Here is a 15,219-nt window from a genome sequence, read left to right as displayed (position 1 = left end):
TGGTACGCTGTCTCTTGAGCATCGACGCCTACACCCAACGGCATATCCGATTCCAAGACCACACTGGATGTAGCCCCCAAGCTGTCCACATGCGATGCACCGGTTTTGCATTACCCGTGCACACACCCGACGCGCTGCCAAAGCTAGCTGCTAGTTCAATAATATCCGCTGAGTGCTCGGCAAAGCCCCGTTACTCGTTCCGAGCCCCCTCCGTTGTGCTGCGTTGCACTTCGCACACAGTTTAGGCAGAAGCCGACTAATGCATGTTTACGCTAGCGTAAGCTTTTCATGGTAGGCGGAGGGCAGAATCAACGACACGCAACAACTAGCCTAACCAACAGACTTTATTTGTTTTTTTGCCATGCCTGCAACGAGCGATAAGCCCCGCATGACTCGCGTGTGTGTTCATTCATTTTACGCGATTCTGTCCGTGCGGAAATCACGACACGCGCGCGAGTCAACGATCGTGTTTAAATCGGTCGATCACGATTTCTCGCGCCAGAAAATCTGCTGATAGCGTCCGAGGCCGGATGATTCGCGAATCACTGCGCGGCCGCCACCTTTTCGTTTGCTCATCTGCAGCCAACAAACGGGCCGAACTCTAGAGTGAAAGACGGACGCGTCCTTGACTCACAACGTGAAAACTGCGGGCTTTGCAAAACCCGGGAGAGGGGAAGCCGCTGCCTCAAAAGCTTCGCGCTCATCGAACGTCGCACCAAGGCGTCGCCACAACACAGCCCGGGAAAGTGGTCCCTTCTGATAAATTGCCACCAGTCGGCCACCGTCCTTTAGCTGATCCAAGAGGCCGAAGGGGACCTCTTCAACCTGTCCTTCCAGAACGATCGCATCGTACGGTCCTTCATCAGGGTAACCCGACGCCAATTCGCCAGAGACGACAGCCACGTTGTCATAGGACGTCTCAGACAAAAGATTCCCTGCCGTTTCTGCGAGCTCGGGATCTACTTCCAGCGCGACGACTGTCTCCGCAAGGCGCCCTAGCACAGCAGCGGAATATCCCGTGGCGCACCCAACGTCGAGAACAACGTCGCTCTCAGAGATTTCTGCGAGTTGTACGAGCCGTGCAAAGTCACGTGGCGCCATCAGGGATCGGGTCGCCCGATTCGCACCATTCGGTGGCATCGTTACAGGCACTTCGTCATCGATGTAGGCCAAAGGCTTCATTGCGGTCGGGACGAACTGCTCACGCGGGATTTCCAGCATTGCCCGAATAATGCGCCGGTCGGTCACGTCACTCGGACGGATCTGCGAATCCACCATGTTCGTGCGTTGCACAGCGGCATCTACAGAAACCATGTCATATCCTTCATCGCGTTGTGGCCTGACGCCTGTTTTGATGGGCGCCATCAGGGCCGAGCAGGCGCTGTTTGTCCGTTGCAATGGGGCGAAAATTTTACTTCGAGCCCACTTAGCAGGCCCGCGCCATCTCGCCAACGCTCCTCTTGACCGATTTTGCTTGGCCCAAGCTTGGCTGAGCTTCATGCCGCAGCGGCAAAGGGACGATTGCACAAAGATAGATCATTGTGATAATCGCTTATCTCCCGCGGTCAGGAGACTTCCAATCGCGATGCCCTTCGGGGCCGGCCGTTCGCCACCACCGGCGGTCGCAGGTACTTTGGCCACGTGGCGGAGTGGTGACGCAGCGGACTGCAAATCCGTATACGCCGGTTCGATTCCGGCCGTGGCCTCCAGCTTCTTTTGCTGGGACTTTCCTTGCCGTATCGGGCTTCTGAAGCAGGCTCGTTGCGGTTAAGGGTGCGCCATTGAGGCACATCCTTGTTTTTGCTTCTTTGGGGCTTCTAATCTCTGCGCACTTCATGCTATCAAGCGCGCTCTGATTTGGTTCCCGAATATTCCGCGGTAGCTCAGCGGTAGAGCATCCGACTGTTAATCGGACGGTCGTAGGTTCGAATCCTACCCGCGGAGCCATTCATCTGTACGTCTAACGGTGCAGCCCCTGGGTAACATCGGAGATATCGGCGACTATTTGCGTGCCTATGCCGCACGGCAGCTTTTGGTGGTCCTGACACCGCGCCTGATGCAGCTTCGTCGCCTTGTGATTGGCGAAGCCGGTCGATTTCCGGAACTGGGGCAAGCTCTTTACGAGGGTGGAGCCGCACGTGCCATCGCCGCCCTGGCGGCGGAATTCGAGCAATTTGTCGAGCGTGGTTGGCTCGTGCTCGAAGATGCGCACTCCGCTGCTACGCATTTCAATTGGCTGGTCATGGGCGAGCCCGTGAATAAGGCCATGTTGTTGGGCGACGAGGCGATCCCGAGCCCTGCAGCACTCCGTCAGCATGCCGCTGATGCGGTGAGGGTCTTTCTTGCAGCTTACGCGCCGCGCCGTCCGAAGTGACGAGTTGCATCCAGGTCAAACGCCATAATACGCTCAATGCCTCGCAATCCACTGAGCTATGTGTGGCCAATGATCGGACAGAGTTCGCGCGCCCATGAACAATCCGATGTGGCCTCCAGGCACGGTCTCCTGGACGATATCGCGCCTCGGTGTCCCAATCAGTTTTGCAGCGCCCAGGACCTGCTCGGGCGCGGTGATGTCATCCTTCTCGCCCGCTAACAGGTACACGGGGCATTTGATGTTCCGTAGATCGAGCGTCCGCCCGAGGCCCACGAACGTTCCCTTCGCAAGACGGTTTTCCATGAACAACTGCGTGATGACCTGGAGATACCAACGACCAGGCAGATCAATCGGGTTTTCATACCAACTTTCAAACGTCTCCTCCTTCTTGAGGTACGCAGGGTCGTTAATGTGTTCGTAGAGATCGATGAGATTCTCGAAATAGTGCTGCTCCGGATGCATGTTTTTCCAGCCCTGGAGCATGAACTTTCCGCGCATCAGGCCGCCACCCAGCGCGACCAATTCCTCATAGAATGAGCGTGGCGAGGCATGGACCATATGCTTCAATGGTCCTGAGCCCGCATCGGTGTCGATCGGGGCGCCTGCAAGAACAAGGGAATTCACCTTTTCGGGGAAACGTGCTGCGATCATCGCGCAGACCCAGCCCCCCTGACAAAGCCCCACGAGGTTCACGCGGCCGCCCAGATCATCGATCGCAATCACCATTTCCTCAAGATAGTTGTCGATCTCCAGGTCCTTCATATCTTCGGTCGCTGACTTCCAGTCGGTCAGAAGGACGTGGCCAAGTCCGTTGGCTAACAGCGTTTCTATAAGGCTCTGGCCGCGATGATAGTCGGCGATCACAGCGGTGTGGCCCGCGTGCGGAGCATCGACGAGCGTCGGGATTCCATCGTCGGGATTTCCGTATTCCCGCAAACGCATGGTGCGTAAATTCAACCTAGTGCAATGCGGTGTTGCGAGAACGGGACGCAGTTCGTCGTAGATTTTGATCTCTTCTTCTACAAACTTGAGGTTCTTCACATAGAGTTCGGTTCCCGCTTCGATCATCGTGGCCGCCATGTTCATAGGCCAGAACGCAGGAACGCTCATTGGGATGAGTTTTTCTACGCCTGCATGTTTTCGGGCCATCTATCCATCTCCTTCAAGACCGTGGTCCCGGTGCCGCCGCGTGCATTTCGATACGATTGAGATGTCGCGACTGGAGTGCCGAGCGGTGATCCAGCAGTCGGTAGACTGAGATTTTGATGAGACTTCCGAGCAGGAAGAACACCAACGCATACCCCCAAACCATGAGCGCAAGAGGCCAGCCGGTCGGTGCCATGAACCATCCGTAGACGACGGCGAGCGTCCCGACGATCTGCGTCGTTTCACAGGGGACGACAAGCTTCCAACTCGGCCATGGCCGTTCCCAGATCGGCCCCTTGTTGCGCGTCAGATAAATCGTCATGTGCCCGGCGACGAGCAATTTGAGAAATACGAGGGATTGAACAACGGCGGGCTCGAGCTGAAGATAATCACGCGCAATCCAGAACATGCCGAAACTACTGAACACGCCGAAGATGCCCAGCGCGGAGGCTACCGTTAGAACGCGTGTCATATCCCAACGCACCGGCTTCAAGGCAACAGGTGCGTTGTCGTAAGCGATCATCATGATGGGAAGATCGTTCAACAATGCGAGCAGCACGACCATGATCGCTGTGACGGGATAGAAGTTGAAGATCAGGATGCTGGCCGTCATGAACAGGAGAACCCGCGTCGTCTCCGCGATGCGATAGATGGCATAGCCAGTCATACGCTCGAAGATCTGGCGCGCTTCTTCAATAGCGCGGGTGATTACCGAAAGGCCCGGCGCCGTCAGCACCAAATCAGCCGCTGCTCGTGCAGCGTCCGTTGCACCGCTTACGGCAATTCCAACATCGGCCTGCTTCAGCGCAGGCGCATCGTTAACGCCGTCTCCCGTCATTCCGACGATGTGACCCGCCCCTTCCAGGACCTTCACAATTTCGAACTTGTGTTCGGGAAAAACGCGGGCAAATCCATCCGCTGCACGGATGGCAGGAAGACGATCCTGCGCGGCGCCATCACCAAAGACCTTCTCCGCCACGACGATATTTTTCCCGAGGCCCAACTCTCCCGCGATTTGGCGAGCAATCGCTTCGTGGTCTCCAGTGACCATTTTGATATCGAGCCCCATCGACTTGGTCGTGGCGATCGTACGCGCGCTGTCATCCCAAGGGGGGTCAAACATCGGAAGGAGGCCGAGGAACCGCCAGCTTCCCGTGTCGTCTTTGCGTGCTACGCCGAGTGTCCGATATCCGCGACTGGCATCTCTGTCGATTTTCTCTGTTACGTCTTTGCTCTGTCCCGCATCCAACTTACACAGATCCAGAATGACTTGGGGGGCGCCCTTCGCGACACTGAAGCGTTTTGCATCTTTCTCGACGTCAGCGCTCGCGTGTTTGATTACGGGATCGAAGGGGTGAAAGGCGAGGATGCGATAGCCTTCGAGTGAGGCGGTGGTTTCTTTCAAAGCCGCGAGGATGGCACTGTCGATCGCATCAGGCGCATCACTGCGTGAGGCCAAAGCCGCCGCCAACACGAGTTCCTCCGCCCGCACACCGTCGGCTGGCTGCACTTCACCTAGTTTCAGTTTGTTCTGGGTCAGTGTGCCTGTCTTGTCGGTGCACAGAATATCCATGCCCGCCATCTCTTCGATCGATACAAGACGCGTAACGATCGCTCGCATCCGGGCCAAGTGCTCGGCACCGACCGCCATAGTCACGGACAATACGGCAGGTAACGCAACGGGGATTGAGGCGACCGCGAGAATGAGCGCGAATTGCGCGGTTTCGATCAGCGGATCCTGGCGGAATAAAGCGGCAAGGCCGATCAATACGACCAATCCGATAGTCACTAAGATCAGAAAATTACCGATCCGCAGAACTGCGCGCTGAAAGTGCGAGACGGTCTTGGCCTCTTCAACGAGATGCGCTGTCTTGCCGAAATAGGTGTCCATTCCCGTCTCGGTAACGAGCGCTGTCATTTCTCCGAGTTTGGCAATTGAGCCTGAATATGCGACGTCGCCAGGCTTTTTGTCGACCGGCAGAGACTCTCCCGTCAGTGCCGACTGATCAACGCTGAGATAGGCACCTTCGATGAGCTTAACGTCAGCGGGGACGATACTACCGAGCGTAATCTTCACCACATCGCCAGGCACGAGCAGGCGCGCGACAATCTCCTGCCACTTGCCGTCTCGCAAGACATGAGCCTTTGGGGCGAGCCGCTGTTTCAAGAGCGCAATGGCGTTGTCGGCCTTATATTCCTGCCAGAAGCCTACGCCCGCATTCACAAACAACATGGTGAGAATTACGGCGAAGTCAGCCCAGTGACCGACGACGGCGGAGAGAACCGCTGCAATCTCAATCATCCATGGAATAGGTCCCCAGAAGAATCCCGCTAATTTCTGAAGGAGGCTTACAGCGTGTTCTGCTAGCGCATTTTCCCCGTATTGGGCGAGACGCCGGGCTGCTTCTTCTCGGGACAAACCAGCTGCTTCCGCGCCGTTCAATTTCGATTGAAGCGGTTCGTCCGGCGACTTGGCGGAGGCAAAATCATTCCGCATGCATATCGCTTCCCGCCCTCAAAAAAGGGCCTGGGCTACACAATCAGGACAATGCGTCGCCGTCACCCCATAAAGGCAGGCGTCGGACGACACCGCCTTTCATGTAGGAGGCGACCGCGTGATATGCGATGGGACAGACCTGCGGCGGGTCGTCGTCCGTGGTCAAGGAGCCAGTGCGTTAACCGGTTGCGCAGGCGGCGCGTCTTCTGGATCGATATCACCAGCCAGTTCGCGAGCCCCGTCGCGGTCATAAATGTCGGGACGGAACTGCACTTCGCCGTTCGTTTCACCCCAAGCGGTGATGTAGACAAAGTAAACGGGTATCGGACGCGATAAGGTCAAATCCAATGGATCACCCTGGTCGAGCACTGCCTGAACGCGTTCAGGCTGTTCCCAGCCAGCCTCCTGCTGCGCGATCCAACTCACGAGATCCATGACATCCTGAACACGAACGCACCCTGCGCTATAGCTTCGGGCAGGCTGCTTGAAGAGCTGCTTCATCGGCGTGTCGTGCATGTAAACAATATGCTCGTTGGGCATATCGATCCGGACAAGACCCAACGCGTTCCAGGGGCCGGGATCCTGACGGAAAAACGTCTGGGAGAGATCGACGTTGTGCCAATCGATGGTGGCGAGATCAATCTCCGGGCCGTCGAAGCTGCCGCGGAAAGCGCGAATGTGTTCTTTCTCCAAATAATCAGGCTCCCGCTGCATGCGCGGCACGAGATCGAGGCGCGCAATACTTCCAGGCACGCGCCAGTAAGGGTAGAAATTCAACCCGCGGATCGTCGATTTTATGGACGGTGTTTCGCGTCCCGGCCGTCCAGCGATTACCCGGTGCCGCTGCTGGACTTCGTGACGGTTGACGGCTTCGAGCTGATAAGCCGGCACGTTTACGAGCACGTATCTATCTTCGACGCCGGAGGTCCATAGCTGCTGGATGCGGTTCAGATTAAGCCGCAGCTGATTGAGGCGCATTTCCGCGGTAACGTTGAGCGCGGCGAAGGTCGGCCGATCGACGCGGCCTCTCATGCGCAAACCGTGACGGGCCTGGAAACGCATTACCGCTTGTTCAAGTTCACCGTCGAAAGCGAAGCTGTCATAATAGCTTCCGGTCGCAGGCATATCGCCACTAGCGCGCAGACGTCGGCGCAGAGCGGGGACGCGTTCATCATCATCACCCGGGCGCATAAGCCGCGGCCCTGGGACCATCGGCCAACCGCCGTTAGCGACAATCTGTTGATACCGCTTGATGGCTTCGTGCATCGACTGGATCATCACGTCGCTCAGCCACGGCGTAGGCCCGTCGCGCAGATCGTCAAGCCGGATCGTGCTCGATTCACGTGGGCCGGCACGGGAGCGGCGATCGAGCTGCGCGCCATGGCCGATAATCGATTCCCACCACTGGCCATCCTGAGCAAAAGCACCGCGAGAGAATGGAACTAGTCCAGCCGAAGCGGCAAGTGCCGCAGCACCGCAAAGTAAGCCTCGTCGTGTCGCGCCAGACACCTTCTTGGTGCGCTCCATAGTCATCGCAAATTCCTGATGAATTCCCGTGTGCCCATTGCCCGTTGCCGTCAGCTTTAATTGCCGCAGCACGTTCGCTCCGCCGCTTTTACCTAACAACTATGCCTGTGGCCAAACAAAGACGTTTGACGTTCCCGTGAAATTGCTTCTCCGACTGGCCTTGGGAGCCAGCAATATCATGCTGCCGAGACCCCGTAGAAACGACTTTCACTTTGTCGAAGTTCCGTTCAAAGCATTGCTCATTGGCGCAAATCGGGCGAGCGCTCTGTCAACCGAGATGATCCCAACCTTTACGGGTTATGCTCAATGAGTTTCCATCGTCTCCGACGACGCTAACCCCTAGCGTCGCAATTATTTCTCCAACCTCAGCAATTGATACGCCGGCGTGCCGCGCAGCCTCTGCGAACGCTCCGAGCGCATCCGGCGGTACGGCCGCCAAAATTTCATAATCATCGCCTCCGCTCAAGGCGTCCGTCAGCGATACTTTCTGGTTGTTAACCAGTTGCTGAATTGGTGCGCTCAAGGGGACCTGAGGCGCGCGCAGACATGCCCCTACTCCGCTGGCGCGGCACATGCGTTCCAGATCGAGGATCAGGCCATCCGAGATATCCATCGCGGCCGATGCATATGTGCGCAGGGCTTCGACGATGCCAAGTTTCGGCCTCGGACGCTGATAGCGGTTTTTGAGGAAATCCGCGTCGGTTCGAGAGAGATGCGCGAAGGCCTCTGATGACTGGCATACATGCAGTCCCGCCCAGGCATCTCCGATTGTTCCCGTTACGATAAGCCGGTCACCGGGTCGCGCGTTACGGCGCAACACCGCGGTTTCCTGCGGCACGCTGCCAATTGCGGTCACGGTCAGCGCCAGCCCGCTCGTTCCACGAACCGTGTCCCCGCCAGCCAAGTGGATGCTCCAGTCTGACTGCCCCTGTCGGAAGCCCTCTGCCAACCCCTCAAGCCAATCGGTCGAACCAACGGCTGGCAATGTCAGCGAGAGCATATAGGCAAGCGGATCGGCAGCTTTCGCAACGAGATCGGACACGTTCACCGCGAGAGCTTTGTAGGCTGCGTCGGATGCTTGCTGCACCGAGCCGTCGAAAAGGAAATGGACGTCCTGGACCAGCGTATCCATGGTCAAGACCAGCTGACGTCCGGACGGCGCGGAAAGAATTGCTGCGTCGTCAGTCAGCCCAAGCGCGCCGGGCAGGCCTGCCGTCAGGGGTGCGAACACCCGAGCGATCATGGCTTGCTCGGCGTCGGACTTGGGAAGCTCAGCCATTGGCCCTATCGGGAGATGGATCCGGCTCGGTATCGGCAGGCGGTTCGTTTTTATCCTGCGGAGAGGTCCGCCGCATCTCAAACTCGGAAACGCGGAGGCGGCGCGCGAGGCGATCCAACACGCCATTGGCGACTTTGGGCTCATCGTCGTCAAAGAACGCATGCGCGACTTCGATGTACTCGTTGATCACAACGCGGGCAGGGATGTCGCGTCGCTCGATCAATTCGAATGCGCCTGCACGCAAAATAGCCCGAAGCGTAGAGTCGACGCGCTTGAGCCGCCAATTCAACGCAAGCTGATGATCGATCATAGGATCGATATCGCGCTGTCTGCGCACGACGCCGCGCACGAGTTCTGCAAAAAACGCAGCGTCGGTGGCGGGAGTCTTCGGTTCAGTCGTCTCTTCGGCTGGATTTGCTTCCGTCTCTTCGGTCGGAAAGCGGAGCGTTGTGAATTCGTGGATGACGTCGGTCACGTCGGTTCCAGCAAGGTCCATCTGGTAGAGAGCTTGCACGGCCGCCATGCGGCCAGCGCTACGGGCTGCACGGTTTGCGCTGCCGGTAGCCTTTCCTGAAGCCCGGCGAACAACTTTACGTGGCTTGACGGTCATGCCCCTTGCCCCTGGAATTCACGCGAAAGTTCAATCAATCGGAGGCAGGCTGCAGCGGCGTCGGCGCCTTTGCTGGAGCGGCCGCCCCGCGCGCGTTCCAGCGCCTGGGCTTCGTTTTCCACCGTCAGAATACCGTTGCCGACGGGCACGTTATGTTCAATCGCAATCTGCATCAGCCAGTGGTTGGCGTTGTTAATGACGACATCAAAGTGTGAGGTCTCCCCTCTTATGACGCAACCCAACGCCACGGCGCCACAATACTGAGCGCTGGCGGCGCTGCGGGGAATTAGGCCGGACGTCACGGCCTGCGCGAGAACCTGGGGAATCTCCAGCGCCCCGGGGACGATAATATGATCATAGCTTGCGCCCTGCGCCTCTAGCTCCGCGAGCGCCCCGGTAAAGAGCTCGTCGGCAATCTCCGGATAAAACCGTGCTTCAATGATGAGCACTTTAGCGCGCCAGCGCGGTGACTTGTGATCGACGGCTGGTGCATCCGGCCGCCCTGTTCTGGTTACCATGTCGGTCCACCTAGAGGTCTTGATTTCTTACAAATTTTTCGAGCGTTGAAGCTCACGAGCCAGCGCTGCTCCCGCAGCACACAAGGACATTCCGCCCATGCGTTTTCCGAAGACGGCTATTTCTTATGTCAAAAGCGAACCCTCAGTAGAATTCGCGCGTGTCGACAATAGATAGTCCGAAAGCTTCTAATCCGACATAGATATGCGCCGGGGAGTTTGTGAGCAGCACCATATCGCTTACGCCGAGCGAGCGCAGTATTTGCGATCCCACGCCGATCTCAACTTGGCGACGGTCGTTGCGGGTATGCCCACCTTCAGATGCCGGGCGTGCCGCGATATACTCGGACACCCCCTTCGGCCGAAGATCACGGATCAATACGATAACGCCCCGGCCTTCATCCGCGACAGCGCGCATCGCAGCGGCGATCTGGGATTCGCCTGCTGTCTCGGAGCCCACGCCAAGCAGGTCCACGAACGGGCTCACAGCATGTACACGCACAAGCACGGGCTCTGAACCGGAAATGTCGCCTTTGACCAGCGCCAAGTGTTCCCCCGGCTCCACCAACGTCTCGAAGACGTGCAGTTTGAATTCTCCGCCGAACGCGCTGTTAATATCGCTCACGGCCAACGGGCGGACGATGTGATCATGCCGCAAGCGGTATGCGATCAGGTCTTCGATCGTGCCGATTTTCAGTCCGTGCTTTTGGGCAAACACCATAAGGTCCGGCAGGCGGGCCATGCTGCCGTCGTCATTCATGATCTCGCAAATTACCGCTGCGGGCAAAAGCCCCGCCAGGCGGGCTAAGTCCACGGAAGCTTCCGTATGCCCCGCACGCATCAAGACACCCCCTTCGCGCGCGGCGATCGGAAAGACATGTCCTGGAGAAACTATGTCGTCTGCACCTTTACTGGGATCAATGGCCGTCGCGATGGTCCGCGCACGGTCGGCCGCCGAGATGCCGGTGGAAATTCCTTCACGCGCCTCAATCGACTGGGTGAACGCCGTGCGGTTCCGTGAAAGGTTGGAGCGCACCATGGCCTCGAGCCGCAGCGTCTGCGCGCGTGCCCGCGTCAACGTCAAGCATATGAGGCCACGGCCATGCTTGGCCATGAAGTTTACAGCATCCGGCGTAGCCATCTGTGCGGGTATGACGAGATCGCCCTCGTTCTCCCGGTCCGGGGCATCAACCAAGATGACCATGCGGCCATTACGCATTTCCTCGATAATTTCCTCGGTCGAGGACAACCCGAGTTCGGTCTGCGGCGAGGCTGATGTTTTCGCCTGATCTATCAATTTCGAAACTCCATCATGCGCGCGACGTAACGCGCGAACACATCAACCTCAAGATTGACGTTCTCGCCTGCGCTTTTCGCTCCCCATGTGGTGGCGGTCAAGGTGTGGGGGATGACATTTACGCCGAAACGCCCACCACTTACCTCGTTAACGGTCAGAGAGGTGCCATCCAGAGCCACAGAACCTTTGGGCGCGATGTAGATTGCGAGATGCTCAGGAACCTCAAATGAGAAGCGCCGGGATACATCATCGTCCTGACAATCAATAATGCGTGCGACACCGTCGACATGGCCGGTCACGACGTGTCCCCCCATCTCATCTCCCAATGCCAGGGCACGCTCGAGATTGATCCTCCGGCCCGGCTTCCATTGGCCTACCGTCGTTTTGCTACGGGTCTCATTGGAGACATCGACGGAGAAAAGACACCCCTCAGCACGCGCTCCGATCTTCGTGACGGTGAGACAAACGCCATCGCAGGCGATCGACGCGCCGATCGCGATATCGGCGGCCGGATAAGAGGCGCTGATCTGGAAGCTGCCGTCGTTTTGGTCGGCAATTGTGCCAATGTCGGTAATGATACCGGTGAACATCGCCTCAATCCTCAATTCTTACGATACGTTAGCATTACATCGTGGCCGACGTGGTTGATCTCCGCCAATGACAGAGAAAGACCTGGGAGAAGTGCTGCAAGTTCTTCGGGCCCGGGAACTTGCCGGGGCGGCGGCAAAACTGCAAACGATGAATCCGTGGGCGGTGCGCGAAACATAATCACTTCGTCCGCGAGACCCGCCCCCGCGAAGGCCCGCCACATGGTTGGGCCCCCTTCAACGAGGAGCCGCGTGACGCCCTCTGCCACGAGTGCTTCCGCCACTGCGGGGAGCCAGGGAAGTCCACGGACGTCGTTCACTTCAATCAGCTTGGCGCCCAAATCGGATAGCTCACCCGCCACTCCAGCTTGTTCCGCAAAGAGTTTCCTGCTCCCGACAATCCACACGGGTGTCTGTTGTGCAGAACGCACCAGTCGGCTTCTGGGCGATGGAAGCTCTCGCCCTGCGAGCACAATACGAACAGGCGAACGGTCAGCCAAACCCGGAAGGCGACATGTCAGATCAGGGTCATCATCGGTGACGGTACGGGCTCCGACGAGAATTGCGTCTGCGCGCGCGCGCAAAAGATGGCCCCGCAAGCGTGCCAACTCTCCCGTTACCCACGTGGGCGCGCCGCTGTTTCCCCGGGGGACGCTCAATGCGTGGTCGACCGCCAGCTTCAACTGAACAAGCGGGCGTCGCTCCGTCACGCGTAGAATATGGCCCCGCGTTACCCAATTGGCTTCCTTGTTAAGGACCCCGCGTTCAACATTTATGCCGGCTGCGCGCAAACGCGCCGTACCGCGACCCGACACCCGCGGATCCGGGTCCTCTTGAGCGAGAACGACGCGCGAGAGGCCGGCGGCAATGACGGCGTCCGCGCACGGTGGCGTTCTTCCGACATGGGAGCAGGGCTCCAACGTCACGTACATCGTCTTGCCGCGCGCGCACTCACCCGCCTGCCCGATAGCTATAGGCTCGGCGTGTGGACGCCCGCCTGGGGCCGTGGCCGCCACCGATATGATCGTTTGTGTCGTCTCGTCGGCAATGACTGCACCAACAGTCGGATTCGGCGCCGTCGTGCCCAGCGCACGGCGCGCGGCGCTCAAAGCAAGCGACATCATCTGACGATCGAAGGCAGTCGTGGTGGTAATCGGACTATTCCAGTTTCAGCCGCAGGCCCACATGCGGCGGTTCACGATGAGGATTGTGAGCAGGCGGACATTTGAGACCGACTAAGCCGGCGAATGCCGCCAGCACAGATTTGTGTCCCAGGGGATAATCCGCGCAAGCCGTACTCTGAACGTCCGAAACGCTCTTTTACACCCCTTAGCCCCGCTTACCAACGACTGCGATATCCACGATGCGCTCAGGCTTCGCCGGAGAGTTCGGAGGTTCAGATATGCCCGCTGCCTGCTCGCGCGGTGGGATTGCATCGCCAGCAATCTCGCCGAGAACGCCCGCGAAATCCGCAGCCTCGCGGAAATCGCGGTACACGGAGGCAAACCGGACATAGGCAACGGGGTCTAATCCGCGCAGCGCGTCCATTACAAGCTGACCGATCATGGCGGAATCGATTTCGGTCTCACCGCTCGCCTCAAGTTGGCGAACAATGCCGGACACCATCCGCTCAATGCGCTCCGTATCGATGGGCCGCTTGCGCAGCGCGACCTGCACGGAGTTCATCAGCTTATCGCGGTCGAACGGGACTTTGCGCCCGGAACGCTTCGTCACGATGAGTTCGCGCAGCTGCACGCGCTCAAACGTCGTAAAGCGGCCGCCACAGTCCGGGCAGACGCGACGCCGGCGGATCGCGGAATTTTCCTCCGTCGGCCGGCTGTCCTTTACCTGCGAATCTTCGCAAGCGCAGTAGGGGCAGCGCATAGGTCTCTCTTCTCCGCAAAAGCTAAAGGCGCCGCGCAGGTCGTTGGCCCGCGCGACGCCTCTATCTTATAGCCCGTTACCGATGCTCCGGTTAAGGCTCAATTCTGGCTGTAGATGGGAAAACGTTTGCAAAGCGCAATCGCTTCCGCCTTGATCTTCTCTTCCACAGCTGCATTGCCGTTTTCGCCATTCTTCGCGAGGCCATCTAGCACTTCGGCGATCATACGGCCGATGTCACGGAACTCAGCGACGCCGAAGCCGCGTGTCGTGCCAGCAGGCGCGCCGAGACGGATACCCGAAGTCACCATCGGCTTCTCGGGGTCGAACGGCACACCGTTCTTGTTGCAGGTGATATGCGCACGGCCCATCGCCTTTTCCGAGATGTCGCCGGTCACCTTCTTCGGACGCAGGTCCACCAGGATGAGGTGGGAATCGGTGCCGCCCGAAACCAGCGCAAAGCCGTTTTCAACGAGGACTTCGCCCATGGCCTTGGCGTTATCGATGACGTTCTTGATATAGACTTTATAGTCCGGCTGCAGAGCTTCACCGAAAGCAACAGCCTTAGCGGCGATGACGTGCATCAGCGGGCCGCCCTGAATGCCAGGGAAGATCGCCGAGTTGAACTTCTTCGACAGGGCTTCGTCGTTGGTCAGGATCATGCCACCGCGCGGGCCGCGCAGGGTCTTGTGGGTCGTCGTGGTGACGGCGTGCGCGTGCGGGAACGGGCTCGGATAGAGACCGGCGGCAACAAGGCCAGCGAAGTGGGCCATGTCGACCATGAAGTAAGCGCCAACTTCATCGGCGATCTGACGGAACGTCGCGAAGTCGATCTTGCGCGGATAAGCGGAACCGCCTGCGATGATCAGCTTCGGTTTGTGCTTCTGCGCGAGCTCACGAACCTCATTGAAGTCGATCAGGTGCTTTTCGCGGTCGACGCCGTAGTGGACGGCATTGAACCACTTGCCCGACTGGTTGACCGTGGCACCGTGGGTCAAGTGACCACCGGCGGCCAGACTCAAACCAAGGATCGTGTCGCCTGGCGCAAGCAGTGCGTTGAAAACGCCCTGGTTTGCCTGGCTGCCCGAATTCGGCTGAACGTTGGCGAAGCCACAGCCGAAGATCTTCTTGGCGCGATCAATCGCCAGCTGTTCAGCGATATCGACGAACTGGCAGCCGCCATAGTAGCGGCGGCCGGGATAGCCTTCGGCGTACTTGTTTGTCAGAACGCTTCCTGCTGCCTCAAGAACAGCCTTCGACACGATGTTTTCAGAGGCGATCAGCTCAATCTCGTGCTGCTGACGGTCAAGCTCTTTCGCGATCGCGTCGGCAATCTCCGGGTCGCGCTCAGCGAGTGACTGAGTAAAGAAGTTATTGGTGTCTGCGCCCGCTGCGGCCGTGGCTGTCGACATGAAGCTGTCCTCGTGCTTGCAAAAAGTTGCGGCGTTTCAAAGAAAAAAGGCTGGTTCGCCGCAAGAACCCCGGCATCTCCAGCGTTGGTTGATC

Annotated in this window: 13 protein-coding genes and 2 tRNA genes; 3 read left to right on the top strand and 12 right to left on the bottom strand. The window is 58.5% G+C overall.

Translation table 11 applies throughout. The features are described 5' to 3' along the window. Window positions 1-630 precede the first annotated feature (630 nt). Entirely contained in the window at window positions 631-1,314 is a 684-nt protein-coding gene (locus BLS30_RS11220) for a protein-L-isoaspartate O-methyltransferase family protein (RefSeq protein ID WP_090229405.1), read from the bottom strand. Window positions 1,315-1,635: 321 nt separating this feature from the next. On the opposite strand from BLS30_RS11220, the gene BLS30_RS11215 reads away from it, so the two are divergent. From BLS30_RS11215 to BLS30_RS11205, 3 genes are all read left to right on the top strand, one after another. Continuing rightward, window positions 1,636-1,709, top strand: a tRNA-Cys gene (locus tag BLS30_RS11215). A gap of 163 nt (window positions 1,710-1,872) precedes the next feature. Then, window positions 1,873-1,947 (top strand) — tRNA-Asn (locus BLS30_RS11210). A gap of 19 nt (window positions 1,948-1,966) precedes the next feature. Next, window positions 1,967-2,374, top strand: a complete 408-nt coding sequence (locus BLS30_RS11205) for a TetR/AcrR family transcriptional regulator C-terminal domain-containing protein (RefSeq protein WP_170832460.1) — start codon at window positions 1,967-1,969, stop codon at window positions 2,372-2,374. Between the two features lie 33 nt (window positions 2,375-2,407). Here BLS30_RS11205 and BLS30_RS11200 read toward each other — a convergent pair whose 3' ends face one another. The 11 genes from BLS30_RS11200 to glyA all read right to left on the bottom strand — a co-directional run bounded on the left by BLS30_RS11200 (window position 2,408) and on the right by glyA (window position 15,125). Then, a complete protein-coding gene (locus BLS30_RS11200; protein ID WP_210184030.1) occupies window positions 2,408-3,523 on the bottom strand; it encodes an alpha/beta fold hydrolase in 1,116 nt (371 codons plus the stop codon). A 13-nt stretch (window positions 3,524-3,536) separates the two neighbouring features. Next, on the bottom strand, window positions 3,537-6,017 hold the full coding sequence (locus tag BLS30_RS11195) for a plasma-membrane proton-efflux P-type ATPase (RefSeq protein ID WP_090228842.1): 2,481 nt from the start codon (window positions 6,015-6,017) through the stop codon (window positions 3,537-3,539). Window positions 6,018-6,179: 162 nt separating this feature from the next. Then, entirely contained in the window at window positions 6,180-7,616 is a 1,437-nt protein-coding gene (locus BLS30_RS11190; protein WP_052743895.1) for a L,D-transpeptidase family protein, read from the bottom strand. A gap of 196 nt (window positions 7,617-7,812) precedes the next feature. Continuing rightward, entirely contained in the window at window positions 7,813-8,823 is a 1,011-nt protein-coding gene (gene thiL / locus BLS30_RS11185; protein ID WP_170832459.1) for a thiamine-phosphate kinase, read from the bottom strand. Next, window positions 8,816-9,433 carry a transcription antitermination factor NusB gene (nusB, locus tag BLS30_RS11180; RefSeq protein ID WP_046479136.1) on the bottom strand — a complete coding sequence of 206 codons (618 nt, stop codon included), beginning with the start codon at window positions 9,431-9,433 and terminating at the stop codon, window positions 8,816-8,818. The genes thiL and nusB overlap by 8 nt, the downstream gene beginning before the upstream one ends. Further along, window positions 9,430-9,951, bottom strand: coding sequence for a 6,7-dimethyl-8-ribityllumazine synthase (ribH, locus tag BLS30_RS11175; protein ID WP_046479137.1), 522 nt, complete (start codon window positions 9,949-9,951; stop codon window positions 9,430-9,432). Before ribH ends, nusB begins: the two co-directional genes overlap by 4 nt. Before the next feature lie 142 nt (window positions 9,952-10,093). Further along, window positions 10,094-11,245 (bottom strand): 3,4-dihydroxy-2-butanone-4-phosphate synthase, encoded by a 1,152-nt coding sequence (ribB, locus tag BLS30_RS11170; protein ID WP_425284163.1) that lies wholly within the window; start codon window positions 11,243-11,245, stop codon window positions 10,094-10,096. Then, complete coding sequence (locus BLS30_RS11165; RefSeq protein ID WP_046479138.1) at window positions 11,242-11,835, bottom strand: riboflavin synthase; 594 nt, start codon at window positions 11,833-11,835, stop codon at window positions 11,242-11,244. Before BLS30_RS11165 ends, ribB begins: the two co-directional genes overlap by 4 nt. Window positions 11,836-11,846: 11 nt before the next feature. Then, complete coding sequence (gene ribD / locus BLS30_RS11160; RefSeq protein ID WP_210184029.1) at window positions 11,847-12,956, bottom strand: bifunctional diaminohydroxyphosphoribosylaminopyrimidine deaminase/5-amino-6-(5-phosphoribosylamino)uracil reductase RibD; 1,110 nt, start codon at window positions 12,954-12,956, stop codon at window positions 11,847-11,849. 205 nt (window positions 12,957-13,161) lie between these two features. Then, on the bottom strand, window positions 13,162-13,716 hold the full coding sequence (gene nrdR / locus BLS30_RS11155; protein WP_082101116.1) for a transcriptional regulator NrdR: 555 nt from the start codon (window positions 13,714-13,716) through the stop codon (window positions 13,162-13,164). Window positions 13,717-13,814: 98 nt separating this feature from the next. After that, on the bottom strand, window positions 13,815-15,125 hold the full coding sequence (glyA, locus tag BLS30_RS11150) for a serine hydroxymethyltransferase (protein WP_046479140.1): 1,311 nt from the start codon (window positions 15,123-15,125) through the stop codon (window positions 13,815-13,817). Window positions 15,126-15,219 lie beyond the last annotated feature (94 nt).

This window comes from Filomicrobium insigne (assembly GCF_900104305.1).
Lineage (GTDB): Bacteria > Pseudomonadota > Alphaproteobacteria > Rhizobiales > Hyphomicrobiaceae > Filomicrobium > Filomicrobium insigne.
Note: the sequence above shows the minus strand (reverse complement) of the source record. Positions and strands in the feature narration are given on the sequence as shown.